This is a genomic window from Bradyrhizobium jicamae (assembly GCF_018130215.1).
Taxonomy (GTDB): Bacteria; Pseudomonadota; Alphaproteobacteria; order Rhizobiales; family Xanthobacteraceae; genus Bradyrhizobium; species Bradyrhizobium jicamae_A.
The window spans coordinates 62,130-86,974 of sequence record NZ_JAFCKQ010000009.1 but is presented as its reverse complement, the minus strand read 5'-3'; the positions used below and the strand labels follow the sequence as shown (position 1 = coordinate 86,974).

Annotated in this window: 23 protein-coding genes; 3 read left to right on the top strand and 20 right to left on the bottom strand. The window is 63.4% G+C overall.

The window, feature by feature from the left end:
• Window positions 1–19: 19 nt before the first annotated feature.
• The 14 genes from lpdA to JQ586_RS13460 form a co-directional block, all read right to left on the bottom strand.
• Entirely contained in the window at window positions 20–1,438 is a 1,419-nt protein-coding gene (gene lpdA / locus JQ586_RS13525) for a dihydrolipoyl dehydrogenase (protein WP_212395065.1), read from the bottom strand.
• Window positions 1,438–1,614, bottom strand: a complete 177-nt coding sequence (locus JQ586_RS13520; protein WP_212395064.1) for a hypothetical protein — start codon at window positions 1,612–1,614, stop codon at window positions 1,438–1,440. The genes lpdA and JQ586_RS13520 overlap by 1 nt, the downstream gene beginning before the upstream one ends.
• A 12-nt stretch (window positions 1,615–1,626) precedes the next feature.
• Window positions 1,627–2,988, bottom strand: a complete 1,362-nt coding sequence (locus JQ586_RS13515; RefSeq protein ID WP_212395063.1) for a pyruvate dehydrogenase complex dihydrolipoamide acetyltransferase — start codon at window positions 2,986–2,988, stop codon at window positions 1,627–1,629.
• 2 nt (window positions 2,989–2,990) lie between these two features.
• Entirely contained in the window at window positions 2,991–3,296 is a 306-nt protein-coding gene (locus JQ586_RS13510) for a DUF5076 domain-containing protein (protein WP_212395062.1), read from the bottom strand.
• 4 nt (window positions 3,297–3,300) lie between these two features.
• Window positions 3,301–4,689, bottom strand: coding sequence for a pyruvate dehydrogenase complex E1 component subunit beta (locus tag JQ586_RS13505; RefSeq protein ID WP_212395061.1), 1,389 nt, complete (start codon window positions 4,687–4,689; stop codon window positions 3,301–3,303).
• A 57-nt stretch (window positions 4,690–4,746) separates the two neighbouring features.
• A complete protein-coding gene (gene pdhA / locus JQ586_RS13500) occupies window positions 4,747–5,769 on the bottom strand; it encodes a pyruvate dehydrogenase (acetyl-transferring) E1 component subunit alpha (protein WP_212395060.1) in 1,023 nt (340 codons plus the stop codon).
• A gap of 161 nt (window positions 5,770–5,930) precedes the next feature.
• Window positions 5,931–6,248, bottom strand: a complete 318-nt coding sequence (locus tag JQ586_RS13495; protein ID WP_212395059.1) for a septum formation initiator family protein — start codon at window positions 6,246–6,248, stop codon at window positions 5,931–5,933.
• A 46-nt stretch (window positions 6,249–6,294) separates the two neighbouring features.
• The gene (locus tag JQ586_RS13490) at window positions 6,295–6,846 is read right to left on the bottom strand and encodes an NADPH-dependent FMN reductase (protein WP_212395058.1); all 552 of its coding nucleotides are present in this window, start codon (window positions 6,844–6,846) and stop codon (window positions 6,295–6,297) included.
• A 172-nt stretch (window positions 6,847–7,018) separates the two neighbouring features.
• Complete coding sequence (locus tag JQ586_RS13485; protein WP_212395057.1) at window positions 7,019–8,158, bottom strand: zinc-binding dehydrogenase; 1,140 nt, start codon at window positions 8,156–8,158, stop codon at window positions 7,019–7,021.
• 53 nt (window positions 8,159–8,211) lie between these two features.
• Entirely contained in the window at window positions 8,212–9,495 is a 1,284-nt protein-coding gene (gene eno / locus JQ586_RS13480) for a phosphopyruvate hydratase (protein ID WP_212395056.1), read from the bottom strand.
• A gap of 18 nt (window positions 9,496–9,513) precedes the next feature.
• Entirely contained in the window at window positions 9,514–10,929 is a 1,416-nt protein-coding gene (gene pyk / locus JQ586_RS13475) for a pyruvate kinase (RefSeq protein ID WP_212395055.1), read from the bottom strand.
• A gap of 2 nt (window positions 10,930–10,931) precedes the next feature.
• The gene (locus JQ586_RS13470; protein ID WP_212395171.1) at window positions 10,932–12,227 is read right to left on the bottom strand and encodes a glycerate kinase; all 1,296 of its coding nucleotides are present in this window, start codon (window positions 12,225–12,227) and stop codon (window positions 10,932–10,934) included.
• A gap of 74 nt (window positions 12,228–12,301) precedes the next feature.
• A complete protein-coding gene (locus tag JQ586_RS13465) occupies window positions 12,302–13,378 on the bottom strand; it encodes a tartrate dehydrogenase (protein WP_212395054.1) in 1,077 nt (358 codons plus the stop codon).
• A 64-nt stretch (window positions 13,379–13,442) separates the two neighbouring features.
• On the bottom strand, window positions 13,443–14,744 hold the full coding sequence (locus JQ586_RS13460; RefSeq protein ID WP_212395053.1) for an MFS transporter: 1,302 nt from the start codon (window positions 14,742–14,744) through the stop codon (window positions 13,443–13,445).
• 120 nt (window positions 14,745–14,864) lie between these two features.
• Between JQ586_RS13460 and JQ586_RS13455 the strand changes: the two genes are divergently transcribed.
• Complete coding sequence (locus tag JQ586_RS13455) at window positions 14,865–15,779, top strand: LysR family transcriptional regulator (RefSeq protein WP_212395052.1); 915 nt, start codon at window positions 14,865–14,867, stop codon at window positions 15,777–15,779.
• 251 nt (window positions 15,780–16,030) lie between these two features.
• Here the strand turns inward: JQ586_RS13455 and JQ586_RS13450 are convergent, their stop codons facing one another.
• On the bottom strand, window positions 16,031–16,984 hold the full coding sequence (locus JQ586_RS13450; protein WP_212395051.1) for an LLM class F420-dependent oxidoreductase: 954 nt from the start codon (window positions 16,982–16,984) through the stop codon (window positions 16,031–16,033).
• A 120-nt stretch (window positions 16,985–17,104) separates the two neighbouring features.
• Between JQ586_RS13450 and cofH the strand changes: the two genes are divergently transcribed.
• Window positions 17,105–19,474 carry a 5-amino-6-(D-ribitylamino)uracil--L-tyrosine 4-hydroxyphenyl transferase CofH gene (gene cofH, locus JQ586_RS13445; RefSeq protein ID WP_212395050.1) on the top strand — a complete coding sequence of 790 codons (2,370 nt, stop codon included), beginning with the start codon at window positions 17,105–17,107 and terminating at the stop codon, window positions 19,472–19,474.
• On the opposite strand, the gene cofC is transcribed toward cofH, so the two are convergent.
• From cofC to fgd, 4 genes are read right to left on the bottom strand one after another with little or no spacing between them, the layout of a single operon-like run.
• Entirely contained in the window at window positions 19,471–20,148 is a 678-nt protein-coding gene (gene cofC / locus JQ586_RS13440) for a 2-phospho-L-lactate guanylyltransferase (RefSeq protein WP_212395049.1), read from the bottom strand. The two genes, cofH and cofC, sit on opposite strands and share 4 nt — an antisense overlap.
• Complete coding sequence (gene cofD, locus JQ586_RS13435; RefSeq protein WP_212395048.1) at window positions 20,145–21,095, bottom strand: 2-phospho-L-lactate transferase; 951 nt, start codon at window positions 21,093–21,095, stop codon at window positions 20,145–20,147. Before cofD ends, cofC begins: the two co-directional genes overlap by 4 nt.
• Window positions 21,092–21,865 (bottom strand): coenzyme F420-0:L-glutamate ligase, encoded by a 774-nt coding sequence (gene cofE, locus JQ586_RS13430; protein WP_212395047.1) that lies wholly within the window; start codon window positions 21,863–21,865, stop codon window positions 21,092–21,094. The genes cofD and cofE overlap by 4 nt, the downstream gene beginning before the upstream one ends.
• 18 nt (window positions 21,866–21,883) lie before the next feature.
• Window positions 21,884–22,888, bottom strand: coding sequence for a glucose-6-phosphate dehydrogenase (coenzyme-F420) (gene fgd / locus JQ586_RS13425; RefSeq protein WP_212395046.1), 1,005 nt, complete (start codon window positions 22,886–22,888; stop codon window positions 21,884–21,886).
• Between the two features lie 158 nt (window positions 22,889–23,046).
• Here fgd and JQ586_RS13420 point away from each other — a divergent pair, with 158 nt between their 5' ends.
• Window positions 23,047–23,937, top strand: a complete 891-nt coding sequence (locus tag JQ586_RS13420) for an LLM class F420-dependent oxidoreductase (RefSeq protein WP_212395045.1) — start codon at window positions 23,047–23,049, stop codon at window positions 23,935–23,937.
• Window positions 23,938–23,963: 26 nt separating this feature from the next.
• Here the strand turns inward: JQ586_RS13420 and JQ586_RS13415 are convergent, their stop codons facing one another.
• Window positions 23,964–24,824, bottom strand: a complete 861-nt coding sequence (locus tag JQ586_RS13415; protein ID WP_212395044.1) for a TIGR03620 family F420-dependent LLM class oxidoreductase — start codon at window positions 24,822–24,824, stop codon at window positions 23,964–23,966.
• Window positions 24,825–24,845: the final 21 nt, after the last annotated feature.

Genomic DNA, 24,845 nt, shown 5'->3' with positions numbered 1-24,845 from the left:
GCTCGCAATGACGCCGGAATCAGATGTTCAGCACGCGCCCATATGCGTCGAGCACCGCTTCCTTCATCATTTCCGACAGCGTCGGATGCGGGAACACGGTGTGCATCAGCTCTTCTTCCGTGGTCTCCAGGTTCATCGCCACGACGTAGCCCTGGATCAGCTCGGTGACCTCGGCGCCGATCATGTGCGCGCCCAGCAATTGGCCGGTCTTCTTGTCGAACACCACCTTGACGAGGCCCTGGTCCTCGCCGAGCGCGATCGCCTTGCCGTTGCCGACGAAGGGGAAGCGTCCGACGCGGATTTCGCGGCCGCCCTCTTTCGCCCTCGCCTCGGTGAGGCCGACAGAGGCGACCTGCGGGTGGCAATAGGTGCAGCCCGGAATCAGGTTCTTGTCCATGGCGTGCGGATGCAGGCCCTTGATCGCCTCGACGCAGATCACGCCCTCATGTTCGGCCTTGTGCGCCAGCATCGGCGGACCGGCGACGTCGCCGATCGCGTAGATACCGGGAACGTTGGTCTTGCCGTAACCGTCGATCACGATGCAACCGCGATCGGTCTTCACGCCGAGCTTCTCCAACCCGAGATCCTCGATATTGCCGACCACGCCGACCGCCGAGATCACGCGCTCGAACTCAACCGCTTGCTGTGCCTTGCCGTCGTCGATGGTCGCGACCACGCTGTCGGCCTTCTTCTCCAGTTTTGTCACCTTGGTCGAGGTCAGGATCTTGATGCCCATCTTCTCGAAGCGTTTCCGCGCGAGCCCTGCGATCTCGGCATCCTCGACGGGCAGGATCTGCGGCAGCACCTCGACCACGGTGACGTCTGATCCCATGGTGTGGAAGAACGAGGCGAACTCGATGCCGATCGCGCCCGAGCCGACCACCAGGAGCGATTTAGGCATCCGCTCCGGCACCATCGCCTCGAAATAAGTCCAGACCAGCTTCTTGTCGGGTTCGAGCCCCGGCAGCACGCGCGGCCGCGCGCCGGTGGCGACGATGATGTGCTTGGCCTGATAGGTACCCTCGCCGAGCGCGCCCTTGGGCGCATCGACGTCGGACTTCTTCACCGTGATCTTGCCGGGCGCATCGATCGAGGCCGCGCCCCAGATGATCTGAACCTTGTTCTTCTTCATCAGGAAGCCGACGCCGTCATTGAGCCGCTTCGACACCCCGCGCGAGCGCTGCACCACCGCCTTCGGATCGTAGGAGACCTTCTCCGCCGACAGCCCGTAATCCTTGGCATGCTGCATGTAGTGGTAGATTTCAGCCGACCGCAGCAGCGCCTTGGTCGGAATGCAGCCCCAGTTCAGGCAGATGCCGCCGAGATAGGACTTCTCGACGATCGCGGTCTTGAAGCCGAGTTGCGCGGCGCGGATCGCCGTCACATAGCCGCCGGGGCCGGAGCCGATGATGACGACGTCGAAGGATGTATCGGCCATTACCTGTACTCCTGCCAGACCGTGCCAAGCAGCACGGACCAAACCAGCGCGAACGCGCCGGTCCCGATGATCATGATCCTGAACTGGATCGTGGATATGAGGTCGCGGTTAACCGCGACGAGCAACGCGATGGCGATGGCGGCGAGGAGGACGTACGGACCGTAGATCGCGTACATGGCCGATTCTCGTCAAACCATCATCATCACGGGATTCTCGATCAGCTGCTTGAAGGCGCCGATCAGCTCGGCGCCGAGCGCACCGTCGATCGCGCGATGATCGCAGGACAGGGTCACGCTCATGATGTGCGCGATCTCGATCTTGCCGCCGCGCACCACCGGGCGCTCCTCCGAGGTGCCGACCGCAAGGATCGACGCATGCGGAGGATTGATGACGGCGGTGAAGTGGTTGATGCCGTACATGCCGAGGTTCGACACGGCCGTGGTGCCGCCCTGATATTCTTCCGGCTTCAGCTTGCGGGCCCGCGCGCGCGCCGCAAAATCCTTCATCTCGTTGGAGATGGTCGAGAGCGTCTTGGTCTCGGCCTTGCGGATGATCGGGGTGATCAGGCCACCCGGCATCGCCACCGCGACGCCGACGTCGGAATGCTTGTGCTTCAGCATGCCGCCCTCGGTCCAGCTCACATTGCAGTTCGGGATCTTCTGCAATGCGACCGCCATCGCCTTGATGACGAAATCGTTGACCGAGATCTTGTAGAGCGGCTTCTTCTCCTTGTCCTTCGGCGCCGCGGCGTTGATCTCCTCGCGCGCGGCGAGCAGCTTGCCGATGTCGCAGTCGATGGTGAGGTAGAAGTGCGGGACGTTCTGCACCGACGCGGTCAGGCGCTGCGCGATGGTGCGGCGCATGCCGTCATGCGGCACGACCTCGTAGCTTCCCGGCTCGAACAGCGCGAGGATCTGCTTGTCCGACATCGACGGCGCGATGCTCGGCCCGGCTGCGGACGGCGCGGCCGGCGGCGCCTTCAGGCCCTTGCCGGACTTGGCGTCCTCGACGTCACGCGCGACGACCCGACCATGCGGACCGGTGCCGGCGATGCGGCCAAGTTCGATGCCGGCTTCCTTGGCCAGCCGGCGCGCCAGCGGTGACGAGAAGATGCGGGCGTGACCGTTGGCCTGTGCCGCCGGAGCAGCAGTCGGCTGCGGCGCCGGTGCGGCAGGCTTCGGTGCGGGTGCAGCGGCAGGCGCAGCCGCCGGTGCGGCAGCCGCAGCTGGCGCTGCGGGCTTCGGTGCTTCCGCGGGTTTCGGGGCGGGCGCAGCCCCTGCTCCGGCGCTCGCCGCCTTCACATCCTCACCGTCGCCGGCCAGCACCGCGATCACGTCATTGACCGGAACGTCCTGAGTGCCCTCGGGCACCAGGATCTTGGCGATCGTGCCTTCGTCGACGGCTTCGACTTCCATCGTGGCCTTGTCGGTCTCGATCTCGGCGATGACGTCGCCGGACTTGACCTTGTCGCCCTCTTTCTTGAGCCACTTGGCGAGGTTGCCCTTTTCCATCGTGGGCGACAGCGCGGGCATGAGAATGTTGATCGGCATTGTCAGTGACCTTGTTGCGACCGCGGCATGGTCTTGCCCATGTCGGTCGGCCGGGCGATTTCGGCTTCGAACATCTCGACGATGCGCGCGAGCGCTTCGTCCTCGGTGTATTCGCTTTCGCGCGCGTAGGCGCGCGCGGCGTGTCGGGCAATGTCGACGAGCATCAGGCCCCACATGTCCGGCTCCTCGAAGGCGCGCTGGAACGCAATCGACAGGCCGCCATCGACGACGAAGGCGCGCAGCACCTCGATGGCATCGTCGCGGCCCATCACGTCAGGCGGCAGCGGCTGCTCCTTGGGACCGGACATGGTCTTACCGATAGGACACGGCCTTGGCGGCCGCGACCACCTCGGCGACGGACGGCAATGCGAGCTTCTCGAGATTGTGCGCATAAGGCATCGGCACGTCCTTGCCGGAGACGCGCGTGACCGGCGCATCGAGATAGTCGAAGGCGTGCTCCATGATGCGCGCGGCGACCTCGGCGCCGACGCCGCTCTGCTGCCAGCCCTCTTCCACGGTGACGGCCCGGCCGGTCTTCTTCACCGAGCTGATGATGGTCTCGGTGTCCATCGGGCGGATGGTGCGCAGGTCGATGACCTCGGCCTCGATACCTTCCTTGGCGAGTTCGTCGGCAGCCTTCAGCGCATAGGACATGCCCATCGACCACGAGATCAGGGTAACGTCCTTGCCGGCGCGCGCAATTCGCGCCTTGCCGATCGGCACCACGAAGTCCGCAAGCTTCGGCACCTCGCCGGTGTGGCCGTACAGCACCTCGTTCTCGAGGAAGATCACCGGGTTGGGATCGCGGATCGCCGCCTTCAGCAGGCCCTTGTAGTCGGCGGCCGAATACGGCGCGATCACCTTCAGGCCGGGCACCTGCGAATACCAGGCGGCATAGTCCTGACTATGCTGGGCAGCGACGCGCGCCGCGGCGCCGTTGGGGCCGCGGAATACGATCGAGCAGCCCATCTGGCCGCCGGACATGTAGAGCGTCTTGGCGGCGGAGTTGATGATCTGGTCGATCGCCTGCATGGCGAAATTCCAGGTCATGAACTCGACGATCGGCTTCAGGCCGGCCATCGCCGCGCCGACGCCGATTCCGGCAAAGCCATGCTCGGTGATCGGCGTGTCGATCACGCGGCGTGCGCCGAATTCCTGCAACAGGCCCTGGGTCACCTTGTAGGCGCCCTGATATTCCGCGACCTCCTCGCCCATGATGAAGACGTCGCCGTCGCGGCGCATCTCCTCGGCCATCGCATCGCGCAGTGCCTCGCGGATGGTCTGGGTGACCATCTCGGTGCCGGCCGGCACCTCGGGATCGGGCGCGGCAACGGCGACCGGAGCCGCGGGCGCCGCCTCCGGCTTCGGCGCGGGCGCTTCGGCCTTGGCTTCGGCAGGCGCCTCGGCCTTCGTCGGCGCAGGAGCGGCCGGTGCCTTGGCGAGGTCGGCGGCGCTCTCGCCGTCGGCGAGGATGGTCGCGATCGGCGTGTTGACAGCGACGTCGGCAGTGCCTTCCGGAATCAGGATCTTGCCGAGCGTGCCCTCATCGGTCGCCTCGACCTCCATCGTCGCCTTGTCGGTCTCGATCTCGGCGATCACGTCGCCGGACTTGATGGTCTCGCCTTCCTTTTTCAGCCATTTGGCGAGGTTGCCCTTCTCCATGGTGGGCGACAGCGCAGGCATCAGCACTTGAATGGGCATATCGGCTCCCGATAATCGGTCTTCAAATCGGTCTTGGATTCTTCTGCGCAGGTGGGATCAGCGGTAGACGTCGGTGTAGAGCTCGGACGGATCAGGCTCCGGATCATGCTGGGCGAAATCGGCCGCCGCATTGACGATGTCGCGCACCTCGGCGTCGATCGCCTTGAGGTCCTGCTCGCTCACCTTCTCGGCCAACAGACGGTTGCGCACCTGCTCGATCGGATCCTGGTCGTGGCGAACCTTCTCGACCTCCTCGCGGGTTCGGTACTTCGCGGGGTCGGACATCGAGTGGCCGCGATAGCGATAGGTCTGCATCTCCAGGATCATCGGACCATTGCCGCCGCGGCACCAGGCGGTGGCCTCGTCGGCGGCAGCCTTCACCGCGCGCACGTCCATGCCGTCGACCTGCCTGCCCGGGATGTTGAAGGACGCGCCGCGCTTGGAGAAATCCTGCTGCGCCGAGGCGCGCGCCACCGCCGTGCCCATGGCGTAGCGGTTGTTCTCGATCACATAGATCACCGGCAGCTTCCACAGCTCGGCCATGTTGAAGCTTTCGTAGACCTGGCCCTGGTTGGCGGCGCCGTCGCCGAAATAGGTCACGCTGACATTATCATTGCCGCGATAGCGGTTGGCGAAGGCAAGGCCGGTGCCGAGCGACACCTGCGCGCCGACGATACCGTGACCGCCGTAGAAGTGCTTCTCCATGCTGAACATGTGCATGGAGCCGCCCTTGCCCTTGGAATAGCCGCCGCGGCGTCCGGTGAGCTCGGCCATCACGCCCTTGGCCTCCATGCCGCAGGCGAGCATGTGGCCGTGATCCCGGTATCCGGTTATGACTTCGTCGCCGTGCTTCAAGGCCATCTGCATGCCGACCACGACGGCTTCCTGCCCGATATAGAGATGGCAGAAGCCGCCGATCGCACCCATGCCATAGAGCTGGCCGGCCTTCTCCTCGAAGCGCCGTATCAGGAGCATGTCGCGCAGCGCCTGCAGCTCCTGATCCCTGGTAAATTCAGGGGGAGAGCTAGCCTTCTCCTGCCCTGCTTCCTTTGCGACGCTTTTCTTGGGTGCTGCGGCCATGGCAATTCCGGATGAGAGAAGTCGATAAACCCTCTCTAACCCAACTCAAATCGCCTTGGAAGGATTGCGTTCGCCGAATGGAATTTTGCTATGCCGCACTGCAACGCGGCGCGACATTTTTGTGATGGCGCGCGAAGACATTTTGAAATTTTGCGAACGTATCAGTTAGGCTTGTTGATCCGCACGAGATCCCGCGGATTGACGTAGTCGAGCTGGAAGCGCGCACGCTCATCCAGCATATCAGGATCGACGCGGTCCGACCGCAACAGCGACACCCGCTGCTCGCCCTCCGCCCGCTCCTTCTTGAGCCGGGCCAATTCCGAGGTCAGCGCGATGATCTCCTGATCGAGCTCCTGTCGCGCATTGAGGCCGTATTTGCCGGTATAGGCATTGACGCCGAAATAACCGACCATCATGGCCGCCATCGTGTAGAGGGCGAGCCCGGTCAGGATCGATTTGAGACGTGTGCGGGAAACCATGGCCACGAGCATGCGGCCATGGGAGTTAATGGAATGCTAAAATCGCTCAGCGGTGCTGCTTCTCGATGAAAGCCGCAAACGCATCGAGGTACTGCTGCAACACGGTTTTCAGCGACTCTTTCGTCAGCTCACCCTTCTCGTCGAACGCATCGCCCACGGCATTAAGATAGGCTTCCGGCTGGCCGAGGATCGGTCCGGAAATGCCAGGCAGGATGTTCTGGAGGGTTTTCGCAGCACTGACGCCGCCGAGCGGCCCCGGCGAGTTGGAGATGATGCCGATGGGCTTGCCGAGGAACGAGCTCTTGCCATAGGGGCGCGAGGCGACGTCGATGGCGTTCTTCAGCACACCCGGGATCGCGCGGTTGTACTCCGGGGTCACGAACAGCACGCCGTTCGACTTCTGGATCTTCTCCCGGAACGCCAGCCAATCCGCCGGCGGCGCCGCCTCGAGGTCCTGGTTGAAGAACGAAATGCCGTTGAGCCTGGTGACGTCGAGCTTGAGCGACGCGGGCGCAAGGCTAGCGAGCGCGTTGGCGATCTTCAGCGAGAAGCTCTCCTTGCGAAGGCTGCCGACGATGACGACGATGTTATAGGGCATTGCAGATTCCTCGGGCGTTGCGTTTGAAACCGGTGGCCTTCACCTACCGACGCGCGGAGGAACATGCAAGTGCATGGATTGTTCTATTCCTGAAACGCAGCGTTCGCGGATCTTCGCTTGACCGCACCCCGATCGGACCGCCGGGCGGTCCGATCGGGAATACGCCGTTTCCTCACATCGCCTTGTTGGGGTCGATCAGGAATTTCTCGCCGGTCGAGCGCTTGCCGTAGATGGCGATGTTGTCGAGCTGCAGGGCCTCCTGCAACGACACCACCTTGGTGTAGTGGCTGGCGAAGGTGGTCTTCAACTCGGCGACCACGCGCTGGCGCAGCTTGTTGCCCGTCTCCGGACCGACCTTCATCAGGAACGGAAACAGCAGCCAGCCGCCGACGCCCCAGGCCATGCCGAAGCCGCGCGGCAGCTCGATCGCATGAGTGTCGAGGCTGCCATAGATATAGACCTGCTTGTGGGTGTTCGAGCCGTAGCGGCTGTAGACCTTCGCGGTCTTGTTGATCGCGGTTTCCATCGCGACCAGGATCTGGCCCGCGAGCCTGCCGCCGCCGATCGCGTCGAAGGCGATGGTGGCGCCGGTGTCGACCAGAGCAGCCGTGAGATCGTCCATGAAGCCCGGCGCACTGGAATCGACGATGTGCCTGGCGCCGATCCTGTGCAGGATGTCGGCCTGCTCCTTGCTGCGCACGATATTGACGAGGCCGATGCCGTCCTTGAGGCAGATCCTGTTGAGCATCTGGCCGAGATTGGAAGCCGCCGCCGTGTGCACCAGCGCCTTGTGACCTTCGCGCCGCATCGTCTCGGTCATGCCGAGCGCGGTCAGGGGATTGACGAAGCAGGAGGCGCCTTCGGCGGGCGTGGTGTCTGCGGGCAGCGGCAGGCACTCGTTGACCCGGAGCGTGCGATACTGCGCATACATCGCGCCGCCGATCATGGCGACCGTCCGGCCCATCAGCGCCTTGGCGGCATCGGAGGATCCGGTCCGGATCACGACGCCCGCGCCCTCATTGCCGACCGGCATCGATTCATCGAGCCGGGCCGCCAGCGCACCCATCGCGGCTTCCGGGACCCGGGCGGTGACGACAGGCAGGTCCCGCGTGCCCGAGACCTTTGCGTTTGTCATGTCGGCCGGACCGATCAGGAGGCCGAGATCGGATGGATTGATCGGCGCTCCCTCGACCCGGACCACGACCTCGTCGGGGCCCGGCTCCGGGGTCGGGACATTGACCAGGGATAGCTCGAGCTCGCCGTTCTTCTTGAGCAGCGAACGCAGCTGCAGACCGCTCTTGCCGTCACTCATCCCGACCTCCCTTTGGTTTTACCCTTGGCTTGCTGGCCTCGAACAGTTGGGGGCTAGGCCAGCGCCTTCAAGGCCGACCTGCCGGCATACTTCGCCTGTTTGCCGAGCTGCTGCTCGATCCGCAGCAGCTGGTTGTACTTGGCGGTGCGGTCCGAACGCGCCAGCGATCCGGTCTTGATCTGCCCGCAATTGGTAGCGACCGCGAGGTCGGCGATGGTCGAATCCTCGGTTTCGCCGGAGCGATGCGACATCACGGAAGTGTAGCCGTATTTGTGGGCGAGTTCGACGGCCGCCAGCGTTTCGGTCAGCGTGCCGATCTGGTTGACCTTGATCAGGATCGAGTTGCCGCGGCCGTTCTTGATGCCGTCGGCAAGCCGCGTGACGTTGGTGACGAACAGGTCGTCGCCGACCAGCTGGCACTTGCTGCCGATCGCATCCGTGAGCTCCTTCCAGCCCTCCATGTCGTCCTCGGACATGCCGTCCTCGATGGTGACGATCGGATAGCGCGAGACGAGGTCGGCCAGGTACTTGACCTGCTCGGAGCGCGAGCGGGTCTTGTTTTCGCCGCCATAGACATAGGCGCCCTCCTTGAAGAATTCGGTGGAGGCGCAGTCGAGGCCAAGCACGACGTCGCTGCCCGCCTTGTAGCCGGCCTTGCCGATCGAATTCATGACGAATTCGAGCGCGGCGTCCGCCGACGGCAGGTTCGGCGCGAAGCCGCCCTCGTCACCGACATTGGTGTTGTGGCCGGCCTTCTTCAATTCGCCGCGCAGCGTGTGGAAGATCTCCGAACCGCAGCGCAGTGCTTCGGCGAAGCTCTTGGCGCCCACGGGCAGGATCATGAACTCCTGGAAGTCGATCGGATTGTCGGCATGCACGCCGCCATTGATGATGTTCATCATCGGCACCGGCAGTGTGCGCGCCGAGGTGCCGCCAACGTAGCGATACAGCGGCATGTCGAAGGATTCGGCCGCCGCCTTGGCGCAGGCGAGCGAGACGCCCAGGATGGCGTTGGCTCCGAGCCGGCTCTTGTTCGGCGTGCCGTCGAGATCGATCATGATCTGGTCGATCGCGACCTGGTCCTCGACCGCATGGTCGTTGAGCGCCTCGAAAATCTCGCCGTTGACGGCGGCGACCGCCTTCTGCACGCCCTTGCCGAGATAGCGCGCCTTGTCGCCGTCGCGCAGCTCGACCGCCTCGTGCGCACCGGTCGAGGCACCCGACGGCACCGCCGCGCGGCCGACCGACCCATCCTCCAGCACGACATCGACCTCGACCGTGGGATTGCCGCGGCTATCAAGGATTTCGCGGGCTCGAACCGACGTAATTGCAGTCATCGTTGCCTCTTTGTGCGTTCAGGCGGTGAGGATCTTAAGAGTGTTTGTCGTACCCGACACTCCGACTGGCGTTCCCGTTGCGACAACGATGGTGTCGCCCGTTTTGGCGAAGCCTTCGCGGATTGCAGCCTCGCACGCCCGGATGCTCATCTCGTCGACCGATGCGACCGCAGCCGCTTCAACCGAATGCAGTCCCCATCCAAGCGTCAGGCGCCGCGCAATTTTCCTGCTGGTAGCCATGCTGAGGATCGATGCCGCCGGTCGCTCACGTGAAGCGCGCAGGCTGCTTGATCCAGACGTCGTATAGGTGACGACAGCCGCAATCGGCAGCAACCGTGTTGCCTCGCGTATCCCCGCACAAATCACGTCCGCTATCGTGGCACCCGGTGCCGGCCTGGCCGCGTCGCTCATGGGCCGGTAATAATCGTGGTCATTCTCGGCCACCGTGATGATCCTGTTCATCATCGTTACCGCCTCCAAAGGAAATTGGCCCGACGCCGACTCGGCCGATAGCATTACGGCATCGGCGCCGTGATAGATCGCCGAGGCCACGTCCGAGACTTCCGCGCGCGTAGGCGTGGGAACACCGATCATCGATTCCAGCATCTGAGTCGCGACGATGCTCGGCTTGCCGGCCTGACGGCAGGCGCGGACGATTCGGCGCTGGATCGGCGGGACTTGTTCAGGTGCCATCTCGACCCCGAGATCGCCGCGCGCGACCATTACGGCATCAGACAGCGCCACGATGGCGTTGAGATGTTCAATAGCAGCGGGCTTTTCCAGCTTTGACATGATGCCGGCGCGGTCACGGACAATGCTCCGAAGCTCCTCGACGTCTTCCGGTTTCTGGACAAACGACAGCGCGATCCAATCGACGCCGAGCTCAAGTGCATAATCGAGATCGACCCGATCTTTCGGTGTGAGAGGCGACAACGGCAATACGGCCCCGACGACGCTCACGCCCTTGCGATCGGATAATGGCCCGCCGACAACGACCCGCGTTTGAGCGCGTTCTCCGTCTGACGTTTCTACCTCGAGGCGCACTTTGCCATCATCGAGAAGCAGCTGCACACCGGGTGCGAGCGCCTGAAAGATTTCGGGATGAGGCAAGCTGACCCGTTGCCGGGTGCCGGGACCGCCCTTCAGGTCAAGGGCGAACGTATCGCCAGTGGCAAGCTGAACTCGACCTTCGGCAAAGGTTCCGAGCCGCAATTTCGGACCTTGCAGATCGGCCAGCACCCCGATCGGCCGCCCCGTCTCTTCTTCGACCGAGCGGATAATATCGTAGCGCTTGCGGTGATCCTCGTGCGTCCCGTGACTGAAGTTCAGTCTGAACACATCTGCGCCGGCCTCGACCAGCCTCCGGATGATCTCCGGGGTCCCACTCGCCGGACCCAGGGTCGCGACGATCTTGGCATTGCGTTGTCGGCGCATCGCTATTGCGGCCTTTTGGCCGTCCCCTGGTTAACCGCGGTGATCAGAATGGCGCGGAAGTCGTTGACATTGGTACGTGTTGGACCAGTGATGACCTGATCATTCAGAGCTTCAAAGAAGCCGTGACCGTCGTTGTTGGCCAGAGATGCCCTGGCATCGATTCCCAATGCCGCCGCACGCGCGAGCGTATCCGGCGTCGCGATTGCCCCGGCAATTTCCTCAGCCCCATCCACGCCATCTGTGTCGGCGGCGAGCGCGAAGACGTTCGGCAGGCCATTGAGCTCGAGGGCGAGAGAGAGCAAGAACTCTACGTTGCGACCGCCGCGACCGTTCCCCTTGATCGTCACCGTCGTTTCGCCGCCCGACAACAGGACGACTGGAGGCCGCACGGGCTGCGCCCATTCGACGGTCTGACGCGTGATGCCCGCCATCACGCGGCCGACATCGCGCGCTTCGCCCTCCAGCGCATTGCCCAAAATGAGCGGCGTGAAACCGGCTTTTCGGGCGACTTCAGCAGCTGCCTCAAGTGACAGCTGCGGCGTCGCAATCGTCGTTGTGCGCGCTGTCGCCAGCCGTGCATCGTCGACTTTTGGGGTTTCTTCCTGCGCGCGCCTCAGATGGTCGATCACCGATTTTGGTTCAGTGATGTCGTATTTTTGCAATACTGCGGCGGCATCGGCGAATGTCGAGGGGTCGGCAATTGTCGGCCCGGACGCAATCAACCCCGGATCGTCGCCCGGCACATCGGAAATCACGAGGGTGATGACCTGAGCGGGATAGGCCGCTGCGGCTAAACGTCCACCCTTTATGGCGGACAGATGTTTGCGCACAACGTTCATTTCGCCGATCGAGGCGCCCGACCGCAGTAGCGCGGCGTTCACGGCCTGCTTGTCCTCCAGTGTGAGACCAGGCGCAGGAAGCGTGAGAAGCGCTGATCCGCCCCCCGAGATCAGGGCAAGCACGAGATCGTCCGGACCCAATCCCTGCACCATCGCTCGTATGCGTTCGGCCGCCTTCAGGCCGCGCGCATCCGGGACTGGATGCGCGGCTTCGACGATCTCGATACGATTGCACGGCACACTATGGTGATCCCGCGTGACGATGAGACCCGACAGAGGTCCCGCCCAATTCTCCTCCAGAGCCTTGGCCATCGACGCCGACGCCTTGCCGGCGCCGACGACAATGGTGCGACCCTTGGGCGGCGGCGGCAAATGAGCCGGAATGCGCAGCGAAGGCGACGCGGCGTCCACCGCCGCATCGAACATGGCCCTCAGTAATTCACGTGGCGCAATTGTCATTTGCCTTCGCCTTCTCCCAAGGAGGGCCTCCGCGAGCAGCGCGAGGCTGCTGCCGAGGTTCGCACTCATACACTTTAGTCGTTAGCGGTCCGAAGCGCCTCGCAGACGGCCTCGGTCACTTGCTTGGTGGTCGCGCTGCCGCCAAGATCGGGCGTGTGGAGCTTCGGATCCGCCGTCACGCGCTCCACAGCCTTCATGAGGCGGTCGGCTGCGTGCTTCTCGCCGAGGTGCTCCAGCATCATGGCCGCAGTCCAGAAGGTCGCGACTGGGTTGGCAACGCCCTTGCCAGTGATGTCGAAGGCCGATCCGTGGATCGGTTCGAACATCGAGGGCGCGTCGCGCTCGGGGTTGATGTTTGCGGTCGGCGCGATACCGAGCGAGCCCGCCAGGGCCGCCGCGAGATCCGAAAGGATGTCAGCGTGAAGGTTGGTCGCTACGATAGTATCGAGCGTCTGTGGCTTCATCACCATGCGCATCGTCATGGCGTCCACCAGCATCTTGTCCCAGGTCACATCGGGAAATTCCTTCGCAACTTCGGCCGCGATCTCATCCCACATGACCATCGCGTGCCGCTGCGCGTTCGACTTTGTGACGACCGTGAGCAGCTTGCGTGGACGCGATTGTGCCAGTTTGAACGCATAACGAATGATGCGCTGCACGCCGGGCCGCGTCATCACCGACACATCCTGTGCCACTTCGATCGGAAGTCCCCGGTGTGCTCGGCCGCCGACGCCGGAATATTCCCCTTCCGAATTCTCGCGAACGATGACCCAATCGAGCTCCGGGCCCGACACATGACGCAGCGGGCTGGTGATGCCAGGCAGAATGCGGGTCGGTCGCACGTTAGCGTATTGATCGAGCGGCTGACAGATAGCCAACCGGAGACCCCACAGCGTGATGTGATCCGGGATATCGGGGGCACCGACGGCACCAAACAGGATCGCGTCAAACTTTCGGAGCTGGGCGGCGCCGTCTTCTGGCATCATGACACCGTGCTTCTTGTAGTAGTCGGATCCCCAGTCGAAGTCCTGGAATTTCAGCTGGAAGCCACCATCGCGTTCGGCGCAAACCTTCAGCGCCTCAACAGCGGCGTCAACAACCTCAGGCCCGATACCGTCGCCGCCCATTGCGGCAATGTTGTACGTTTTCATCGTCGATCTCCTGTTTGAAAGAATCAGTTTTTCAGGGTTGCAGTGAGTCAGTTCATGAGCAAGCTTAGGTGTTTGTGGTCTCCGCGACACTTTGAGACCTGCGCTGCGAGCCGGCGAGAACCAGGGTTAGAGCCGCTGACAGGCACAGGAGTCCCGCGACGACGTAGAGACCGCCGAGAAAGCTTCCCGTTGCGTCCTTGATCCAGCCGATAGCCGACGGGCCCACAAAGCCGCCGAGATTGCCGATCGAATTAATCGTTGCGATTCCGGCCGCAGCAGCCGGCCCGGAGAGAAACATCGTCGGCATGCTCCAGAGCGGTGGCTTCGCCGAACTGATGCCAACATTGACGAGACTGAGAGCCAGCACGACCGTCACAACAGAACTGGCCATGCCGGCGAGCGCAAGACCTACGGCGGCGATGAGGCACGCAATCACGACATGCCACGTTCTTTCACCCGTGCGGTCGGAATGGCGGGCCCAAAGGATCATTGCAACGATCGCGATCGTTGGCGGCACGGCATTGAGGAGGCCGACATTCATGGTCGAAAGACCGAATTGCTTGATGATCTGCGGCGCCCAAATTCCGAGCGTGTAGAGACCGGCCGAAGTACCAAAATAGATCAGCGACAACGCAAGGACGCGCAGGTCCGCCAATCCCCGCCAGATGCTGTGGTGCGCGCGTGCTCCCTTTGCGGCATGTTCGGCGTTCATCGTATTGACGAGCCACTCGCGCTCCTCTTTGGCGAGCCATGTCGCCTTTTCGGGACGATCCGTCAGATAAACGAGAACCGCGAACCCAAGAAGAACGGCAGGAATTCCCTCGAGAATGAACATCCACTGCCAGCCCTTCAGGCCCATGATACCGTGCATTTCGAGCAAGGCGCCTGATAGCGGTGAGCCGAGAACCGTGGAAATGGGTGCGGCAGCCATGAAGAGCGAAACCACCTGTGCCCGTCGTCGCGCCGGAAACCAGTAGCTAAGATAGAGAATGATACCCGGAAAAAATCCCGCTTCGGCAACTCCCAACAAGAAGCGGAGCGCGTAAAAGCTGTTTTCGCCCTTGATAAAGGCGAAGGCCACGGAGAGGATTCCCCATGTGACCATGACGCGGGCAATCCATAGGCGGGCCCCGACTCGATCAAGGACAATGTTCGAGGGTACTTCAAACAGGAAGTAACCGAGGAAGAAGATGCCCGCGCCAAACCCAAAAACCGAAGACGAAAACCCTAAATCTTTGTTCATCGTCAAAGACGCAAAGCCGATATTGACGCGGTCGATAAACGATATGAAGTAAAGCAGCATGATAAACGGCACGATGCGCCAGGAGATTTTGCGCAAGACTTGCCGTTCCAGCGAACTGGTCATAAGGCGTCTCCGTTCCCACATTTATTGATGTGCGAACTATTTACGACCTGACGCCGCTCCGGCCAATCAGTCTAGGATTATATAAAGAATTGCTATAATCTGCAGCGACGGAGAAGGCGCATGGACCTTTACCAATTGCGATGTTTCGTCGTCGCGGCCGAGGAGCTTCATTTTGGTCGGGCCGCCCGGCGACTCGAAATCCTCCCGTCGGTCTTTGGCCGTAATGTGCGACTTCTCGAGGAAGATTTGGGGACGAAACTATTCCTGCGTACGACACGCAGCGTTGCGCTGTCGGCAGACGGAGAACAATTGCTGCGCGATGCGCGCAAGCTTATTACCCTTGCGGATGGAATCCATGCCCGCTTCCGGGAGGGCGTTCGTTCAAAGGCGGCGAAGCTCAGAGTTGGCGCAATCGACAGTGCTGCAGCCGGATTGCTCCCCCTGTTACTCAACGATTTCCGGAAAGAACAGCCGGAGGTCGCAGTCCAGCTTTTCGAGGACAAGACAATTCGGCTTCTGCCACGGGTGCTTTCAGGCCGGCTCGATCTAGCTTTCGTCCGACCACCTAAGGGCCGCGATCCTAACCTCGTGTACAGGCATCTCCTGTATGAGACGCCGGTGGTTGCGATGACATCAAAGCATCCGTTGGCCCGCCGAACAACAGTCGGCGTCAAGGACATCGCGAATCAACCACTCATCGTGCCGGACCGGCGATCGAGGCCCCACAGCCACGATCTGACAATCAAACTTTTCGAAAAGAGCGGATATGAACCGCGCGTCGCGCAGGTCGCGGACGAAAAGCAGACGATCGTCAATTTGGTGTCGACGGGTCTCGGTATCGCGATCGTGCCGCGATGGACGTCTCGCATGGCAATCAAGGGCGTTGCCTTTCTTCCCCTGCGGATCGAAGAGTCAACCAATGCAAGTCGACTGCCTTTGGCTGCTGTCTGGATGAGAAACTCGCGTGATGCTTTACGTGATAGCCTGTTGGAAACGCTGTCGAGAAATATTCAATCCTATGCCGCGCAGGCGTGACACCAAGTTAGGCTCCGTGAAGGGCAGGTGGCCCAATTCCACTTACGGTCATGTATGGACGACGCCCGCGTGGCAAAACGACTCTGACGTTCGGTGAGCGGTCGGGTTCAAGTCATGTGTTCGGCCTGTTTGCGCGGCAGGCAAGGGACAATCTTGCTAAAGAGGTCGATGACCTGCTAGCGGGAGACGCGGCTGTAGCATGAAGGCCGCCAAATGCTGCGCGCCTTGGCGTAGACGGGCCCAGGTCGCTGCTACACAAGCGGCAAGACCTCGGCCTTGAATCTCTGCATAGCGCCCAGGACCTCGTCGGCTGTCGATCCGCCAAATCCGAAATCCATGGAATTGACGCCCATGTCGCGCAGCGCCCTCATGTCTGCGGCGATCATCGCGGCCGGACCGGCGAACAGACGATGTTCGCCATCATCGGCCTGCGCCGGCGCGGTTTCGCCAAACACCGTGACGCGCAGGCTGAGACCAACCGCATTGGGATCGCGCCCCGCCTCGGTGGTCATCTTGCGCAGTCGCGCCACCTGGGTCTTGAAACGCGTCAGGCTATCCAGCGGATTCTGCGGGTTGGTACCGATCGGATACCAGGCATCGCCGATGCGGGCAGCCCGCCGCAGCGCCGGGCCGCTCTCGCCTCCGACCCAGATCGGCGGATGCGGCTTCTGCACCGGCTTTGGCTCAAGGAGAATGTTGGAGAATCGGACATGCTTGCCATCGAATTTCGGCGCGTCCTTGGTCCAGAGTTCAACGAAAGCGCGCACATACTCGTCGGTCACCGTTCCGCGAGCATCGAAGTCCGGCGCGCCGACGGCCTCGAACTCCTCGCGCATCCAGCCCGCGCCGATCCCGAGCGTCAGCCGGCCCCCCGAGAGAACGTCGACGGTCGACAGTATTTTAGCGGTTAGCACGGCGGGCCGATGCGGCACCACCATGACTGATGTCACGAGCCGCAGGCGCGTTGTTTTGGCGGCGATCCAGGCGAGCTCGGTCAGCTGTTCGTGCCGCTCGGCACGGGCGCCAGCGGGGAACTCCCCGGAGGCACTGTAGGGATATTCGGCCGCGATCGAGGTCGGAATCACGACATGGTCGCTGAACGTCGCATAGTCGAAGCCCATCGCCTCGGCGCCCACCACGATCTTCGCAAGGTTGTCCGCGGCCGACAGGGGTCCGGCGGTCGGTGCGTTGAAGCCGATCAGCATTTGTTGCGTCCTCCCTTGTATTGCATCGCATGCCTCGATGCGACACCATGCGGCAGCACGGGGATGACAGCAAGCGCATCCCCGTGGCGGCAGGCGCCCCGCCGCGGGCGGAGACGATGGATGACGACGACGATCGATAGACAGACGAAGCGGCAACGGTTCGAGGCACCGCTGGCAGAACTCATAGCAGAAGCTGGCGCTTTGCGCGATTCCGCGCACGGCCGGCTGATCTCCTATTCGCGCAAGGTCTTCATTCCCCTGACCAAGCTCTGCCGCGACGTTTGTCACTACTGCACGTTCGCGGAAGTGCCGCGCGCGGGCAAGCCGCTCTTCCTCTCGCCCGAAGAGGTGCTCGCGATCGCGCGCGCCGGCGCGGCTGCCGGTTGCACAGAAGCGCTGTTCACGCTGGGCGACAAGCCGGAGCTACGCTACCAGGCCGCGCGCGACGCCTTGAAGGCGCTCGGCCACGAGACGACGATCTCCTATCTGACCGCGATGTGCGCGCTCGTGCTGCGCGAGACCGGATTGCTGCCGCATGCCAATCCCGGCGTGATGACCCGCGAAGAGATCGCAGCCCTGCGCGAAGTGACGGCCAGCCAAGGCCTCATGCTGGAGTCAACCAGCGAGCGGCTCTGCCGGCAGGGCGGCGTTCACTACGGTTCTCCTGACAAGAATCCCGCCGTCAGGCTGGAGACCCTGCGCCTGGCCGGCGAGCTGAAGGTTCCGTTCACGACCGGCATCCTGATCGGCATCGGCGAGACGCGCGACGAGCGGATCGACGCGCTGGAAGCGATCCGCGATCTGCACGCCGTCCACGGTCATATCCAGGAAGTCATCGTTCAGAACTTTCGGGCCAAGCCCGACACCAAGCTCGCCAATTCCGAGGAGCCCGATCTCGACGACCTCTTGTGGACCATCGCTGTGGCGCGTCTCATCCTCGGGCCGGGCATGAATATTCAGGCGCCGCCAAATCTGTCGCCCGGAGTTTATCAAAAGCTTGTTGACGCGGGGCTCAACGACTGGGGCGGCGTCTCGCCGGTGACGCCCGATCACGTCAATCCCGAGGCACCGTGGCCTGCCATTGCCGAGCTCGCGCGCAAGAGCGTGGGCGCCGGCAAGCTCTTGGTGAACCGCCTGCCGGTCTACCCCGCCTATGTGCGCGCCGCCGAGACGTGGCTGGCCCCTGATATCGCCTCCCGCGTGCGACGCATGAGCGACGCCGAAGGTTTTGGGCGCGACGACGATTGGGCGCCGGGCAACACCAAGCCGCCGGCGGTACCACTGGTGCTCGCGCGCGGCGTCGACGCTGGCCTTGCAGGGATTGTCGAGCGCGCGACTTCGGGCCAACGGCTCGCCGCTGATGACATTGTGCGCCTGTTCGCGGCACGCGATGCCGACTACCGCCACGTCACGCAGGCCGCCGACGCGCTGCGACGCGCGGTCAGTGGCGACGTCGTGCGTTACGTCGTGAACCGAAACATCAATTATACCAACATCTGCTACTTCCGGTGCAAGTTCTGCGCCTTCTCGAAGGGCCGTACCCACGAGGATCTGCGCGGTTCGCCTTACGATCTCGCCATCGAGGAAATCACGCGTCGCGCGATCGAGGCCTGGGATCGCGGGGCGACGGAAGTGTGCCTGCAAGGCGGCATTCATCCCGACTACACCGGCGCCACCTACGAAGCGATCTGCCAGGCGATCAAGGCGGTCGTCCCCAAGATGCACATCCACGCCTTCTCGGCCCTGGAAGTGACGCAAGGCGCCGCGACGCTCGGGCTTCCGATCCCCAAGTTCCTTGCGAAACTGAAGGCGGCCGGTCTCGCCACCCTGCCCGGAACGGCGGCCGAAATCCTCGACGACGAGGTGCGTGCCCTTATCTGCCCCGACAAGATCAACACCGCCCAATGGCTCGATGTGCAGCGCGCCGCCCACCAGGCGGGACTGCGCACCACCTCGACCATTATGTATGGCCACGTCGAGACCCCGAGCTCGTGGGCGAAGCATCTGCTTGCGCTGCGCGACCTGCAGACTGAGACCGGCGGCTTCACCGAGTTCGTGCCGCTTCCCTTCGTCCATATGGAAGCGCCGATGTACCGCCTCGGCACAGCGCGCCCGGGCCCGACTTTCCGCGAAGCCGTGCTCATGCATTCAGTTGCGCGGCTAGCCCTGCACCCGCTGATCCCGAACATCCAGACGTCGTGGGTGAAGATGGGGCCGGCAGGCGCCGCCATCTGCCTGAAGTCCGGCGCCAACGATCTCGGCGGCACGCTGATGAACGAGAGCATCTCGCGCGCCGCCGGCACGCAGCACGGCCAGGAGTTTCCGCCTCGCGACATGGAAGCGCTGATCCGCTCAATTGGCCGCGAGCCCATGCAACGCGACACGCTCTATCGGCCCGTGCCGGAAGACCGTCGCACGGCCTCCATGATCGCGGCCGAACTGGAACCGATCGTGCTCACGCCGCCGCGCAAGAAGGCGGCGGTCGGCTAACCGATACGTTGTTCCGACAATCGCACGGGCACGTTGAGTTCGTCGAGCAGCGCGCGAGTGCGCGTGCCGATTGATTGCGGCAGGCGCAGGAACAGCGCCAGATCGATGGGATGATCGATATCCATTGCGATGCCGGGCTGACGGATCACCGTCGGCTCGATGCCCTGACGGCGGGCGGCGTCAAGGTGCGGGAAGTAGCTGTTGTCGCCGAAGCGAAGCGGCACCGATTCCGGCGGCGAGCAGACCACGGCATTGGATCCGAGATCGTCATGCGCCGGCGAGATCGTGAACGAGGGCGATGCGAGATGCGCCGATAGCACCGCGTCGATCTCGCCCGCGCGGGTGGCTGGAATGTCGCCGGGCATCGTGATCATGCCGCCACGCCCATCGCGCGCGAGAATCCGGCGGCCGACGTTGACGCTGCCGGTATGTCCGTCCCGCGCGCCTTCGGTCACGATCCGCGCACCGAACTTTTCGCCAAGAGCCGTCGCGTACGGATCGAGCGTCACGATCATCACGCCGGCGAGAAGCCGGCAGCCGGCAACGGCATCGAGCATATCCGCCAACATGGTCTCGGCGAGAAGACGGCGTTCCGGCGGCGACAGCAGGCTCGACAGCCGATGCTTGGCGCCATCGAACTCCTTGACCGGAATGACCGCCCAGATGTCACTCATCGCAGCGAGACCAGCGCGTCCGCCGCCTCGAGCGTCGCGCGTGCCAGCGTCTCCCGGTCATGCAGGGTCGTCATCAGGGTGCTCGCAAGCGTGACCTGAGCGCCGATCTTGCCGACCCCATCGGCGTCGGCGTAATCGACGACATAGCCATCGAGCAGGTCGCCATAGCGTGCGGCAACGCCGGCAGCGCTGACCTCTAGTCCGAGCTCGCGCATCATTTTCGCGGTCGGGCCCTTGACCGCCTTCCCGCCGATGATGGGCGAGACCGCGACAACAGGCGCGCCGCTCGCCTTGATAGCATCGCGCATGCCCGGGATCGCCAGGATCGGTTCGATGCTGATGAAGGGATTGGACGGACAGATGATCACGGCCCGCACGTCACCCGAGCGCAGCGCCGCCACGATGTCGGCCTGCGGCCGGGCGAGCGGCGCGCCGTCGAAGACCAGCTCATGGACAACCGGCCGGCATTGCTGGCGCACAAAGTAGTCCTGAAAGTCGATCCAGCCTTCGTCGCTGCGCACGCGGGTTCGCACGCGGTCTTCGCTCATCGGCACGATGCGGGCACCGATGCCGAGGCGGCGGCAAATGTCTGATGTCACCTCGGACAGTGGCTGTCCCATGCGCAGCCGACGGGTGCGCTCGACATGCAGCGCGAGGTCGCGATCGCCGAGCTTGAACCAGTCCTCGCCGCCGAGTGCGCCGATGCTCTCCATAAACGACCACGTCTCGTCACGACGACCCCAGCCGGTGACGGGATTGTTGATGCCGGCCAGCGTGTAGATCAGCGTGTCGATATCGGGCGAGATGCAGAGGCCAAGATGCTCGAAATCGTCGCCGGTGTTCGCGATCACGAGAAGTTCGTCTGATGGCAAGATGCGGCTCAGGCCGAGTGCCAGTTTGGCACCGCCGATCCCGCCGGATAGCGCCACGACAAGCCGTTTGCTCATCGGAACATGTCCTCCGCGGCCGGGCGCACCAGTTCGGACGCAGTATTGTCGGGACCGCGCCAGGTCAGACCGCGCACGATTACGACAGGCAGGCCTTCGGCCCCCTGCCCCATCACAAGCGACGCGGCTGCGGCGATCTCGTCGGCATGACCGGTGATGCTGACCTGAAGTTCACGCCCGAACAAATCGGGCATGCCGCGCAGATCCATCAGTGACGGGAGACCAGCGGCCCCGATCGCGACGCTGCAGGTGCCGCGTCGCCAGGCACGGCCAAAACTGTCGTTGATGATGACAGCCACCGGCACGCCAAACCTTGACGACAGGCGCTCCCTCAATCTCGCCGCGCTGCCGTCGGGATCGATCGGCAGCAACAGCGCTCGCTGCGGCTCATCGGGCGAGGCGACGTTGGATTGGTCGACGCCTGCGTTGGCCATCACGAAGCCCAGCCGATGCTCGACGATCAGGACGCCCGGCCTTGACCGCACGACGCGCACCGATTCCGACAGGATCAGCTGGACAAGGCGCGGATCCTTCTGGATCTTGCCGGCGAGTTCGATCGCTTCCGCCGAGGGTTCGACGGTCGCGAGATCGACCATGCGCCCTTCGGCCTTGGATACGATCTTCTGCGCCAGGACGAAGACGTCGTCGCCACGGGGCACGATGCCGCTGTGCTCCACTCCCTCGCCAATCAGGCGAGCAAGATCATCGTCCTTGCGCACCAGCGGAATGCCGGGGACGGCAAGGATCTCGACGGACTTGACAGGCTTCATCGAACAATCTCGCCGCACTCAGCCGAAGCGCTTGCGCAGCCGCGGCAGGACGTGCTCGCCATAGAGTCTCAGAAAGCGCGCCTGGTCCGGTCCTGGCGCGTGGAACACCAGATTGCGGAAACCGAGACCGACATAATAACCGATCCGCTCGACCTGCTCGTCGGCGTCGGTGGACACGATCCATCGACTGGCGGCGCGCTCGACCGGCAGCGCTTCGGAGAGGCGCTGCATCTCGACGGGATCCTCAACCTTCATCTTTTCCTCAGGCGTCAGCGCCAGCGCCGCCCAGTGGCGCGTGTCCTCGAGTGCACGCGCCTTGTCGGTGTCGAAGGACACCTTGACCTCGATCATGCGATCGTAGGGCCGCGACGGATTCTCCGACGCCGCAAGTCCCTCGGCGACCTTCGGCAACAGCGTCTCCGTGTAGAGTTCCTTGCTCTTGCCGCTGGTGCAGATGAAGCCATCGCCTGAGCGACCGGCGTAACGCGCCACGAGGGCGCCTGCGGCTGCGACATAGATCGGCACCGGCGTCTCGGGACGGTCGTAGATCGTCGCCTTCTCGGTCTTGTAGTACTGGCCGTCGAAGCTGACCCGCTCCTGCGTCCACAGTGTCCGGATCAGCGTGACGGCTTCACGCAGGCGCGCGAAGCGCTCCTTGAATTCCGGCCAGGGCTGGCCGGTCGAAGGCACTTCGTTCAGTCCTTCGCCGGTGCCGATGCCGAGCACGACGCGTCCCGGAAACATCGCGCCCATCGTCCCGAACGCCTGGGCGACGATAGAGGGATGGTAGCGGAAGGTCGGCGTCAACACGCTGGTGCCCATCACGACGCGCGAGGTCTTGGCACCGAGTGCGCCTAGCCAGGTCAGCGAGAAGGGGGCATGGCCGTCAATGTGCTTCCATGGTTGAAAGTGGTCGCTGATATAGACCGAATCGAAGCCGACTTCCTCGGCGAGGCACGAGAAGCCCAGCAATTCGCCAGGTGCGAACTGCTCGGCCGATGCCTTGTATCCGAGCTTGATCACTTCATGTCTCCTGACTGCCGGTCCAAGTCCGCTGTTGCCGCCTTGGCCATCGATATTTGCCGAACTCGGGTAAACCCGAGTTCGGATGCCGTGGTACTGATCGCGGAAATCTATAGACTACCGGGAAGCCGGCAACCAGCCAAAGCGAGGAAGCGACCATGCATCTCGGACTTGCCCTGCCCTTCGGCGACATCGGTGGCGATGGCAAAATCGTGCGTGAATTCGCCGAGCTCGCCGAGGCCGAAGGTTATGACGGTCTGACGCTGGCAGACCATGTGCTGGGGGGCAACCCGAAAAACCCCGCCAGCGGCCGGGCGGGCGGGCTCGGCCTGTTCCACGACCCTTTCGTGGCATTCGGCTTCATCGCGGCCTGCACGAAAAAGGTCGAACTTTCCACCCAGGTGCTGATCCTCGCCCAGCGTCAGACGGTGCTGGTTGCCAAGCAGGCCGCCAGTCTTGATGTGCTCAGCGGCGGCCGCTTCCGGTTTGGCGTCGGCGTGGGCTGGAATGAGCTGGAGTTCGTCGGCCTCAACGAAAATTTCCACAACCGGGGCAAGCGGTCCGAGGAACAGGTCCAGGTGATGAAGGCGCTCTGGGCCGATCCCTACGTGACGTTCGACGGCAAGTGGCACCACCTCCCCGACGCCGGCATCAATCCCCGGCCGCCCAGCCGCAAGATTCCACTGTGGTTTGGCGGCCATATGGACGTGACGCTGCAGCGGATCGCAAAATGGGGCGACGGCTGGATGATGCTGTCGGAGCCACCGGGCCCCAAGGCCGTCGCGGAATTCGACAAGCTCCGCCGCCTGGTGGAAGCCGAGGGACGCGATCCTGCCTCGGTTGGCCTCGAAGTCTGGACCTCGACCGGCACAGGCACAGAAAAGGACTGGCGCGAGGAACTCATCTTCTGGAAGAAGGCGGGCGTCACGCATGTCACGCTGCATAATACCTTTGGCGGATACCACCACAAACGCATGGCAGGCCGGAGCATGACCGACCATGTCGACGCGATGCGCCGCTATCGCAACGCCGTCGCCGACCTGCTCTGAGGCCGGCGGGCAGCCCCACGCGCGCCTCAGGTATCGGCTAGCGCGGCCAGCATGCGGTCGCGGGCGGCGAAATCGCCATCCGCGTGAACCGGCTGCAGACAGACATGCGTTGCGCCGGCCTCAAAGTGGGCGTGCAGGCCGCGCTTGATGGTGTCGGCGTCGCCCCACAGCACCATCGCATCGATGAACCGGTCGCTGCCGCCGTCGGCGAGCTCGGCCTCGGTGAAGCCAAGGCGCAGCCAGTTGTTGCGGTAGTTCGGCAGGACCATGTATCGTGACAGCTCCTTGCGCCCGAGCGCGCGCGCCTTGGCCGGATCGGTCTCGATTGTGACTTTCTGCTCGACCGCGAGCCACTTCGACGGCCCGAGAACCGCGGCGGCCTCTCGCGTATGCTGCGGCGTCACGTTATAGGGGACGGCGCCGCGCGACTTGGCAGCGCTCAGCGCCAGCATCTTCGGTCCGAGTGCTGCGACCATGACCGGCAGCGGTTCACCAGATGGCGCTGATTTATTGATGCCGTCGAGATAGGCCCCCATCGCCGCCAACGGTTTGTCATAGCGATGGCCGCGCAGGCCTTCGACCATCGGAATGTGACTGACGCCGAGACCGAGAATGAAGCGGCCGCCATAGAGCGCATTCAGCGAGATCACGGCGCGCAGCGCTGTGTAGGAATCACGGGCATAGATGTTGGCGATCGAGCTGCCGATTATCAGTTTCTCGCTGCACGACAGCAGATAGGTTGCCAGCGACATCGACTCGTAGCCTCGCGATTCCGGGTACCAGAGGGCTGCGTAGCCATTGTTCTCGACCGTACGGACGAAATCGCGCAGCTGCGATCCGTCGAGCTTGTCGGTGCTGTACCACACGCCGAGGCGTCCGAGTTTCATGTCCATGGTCTCCGGTTGAAC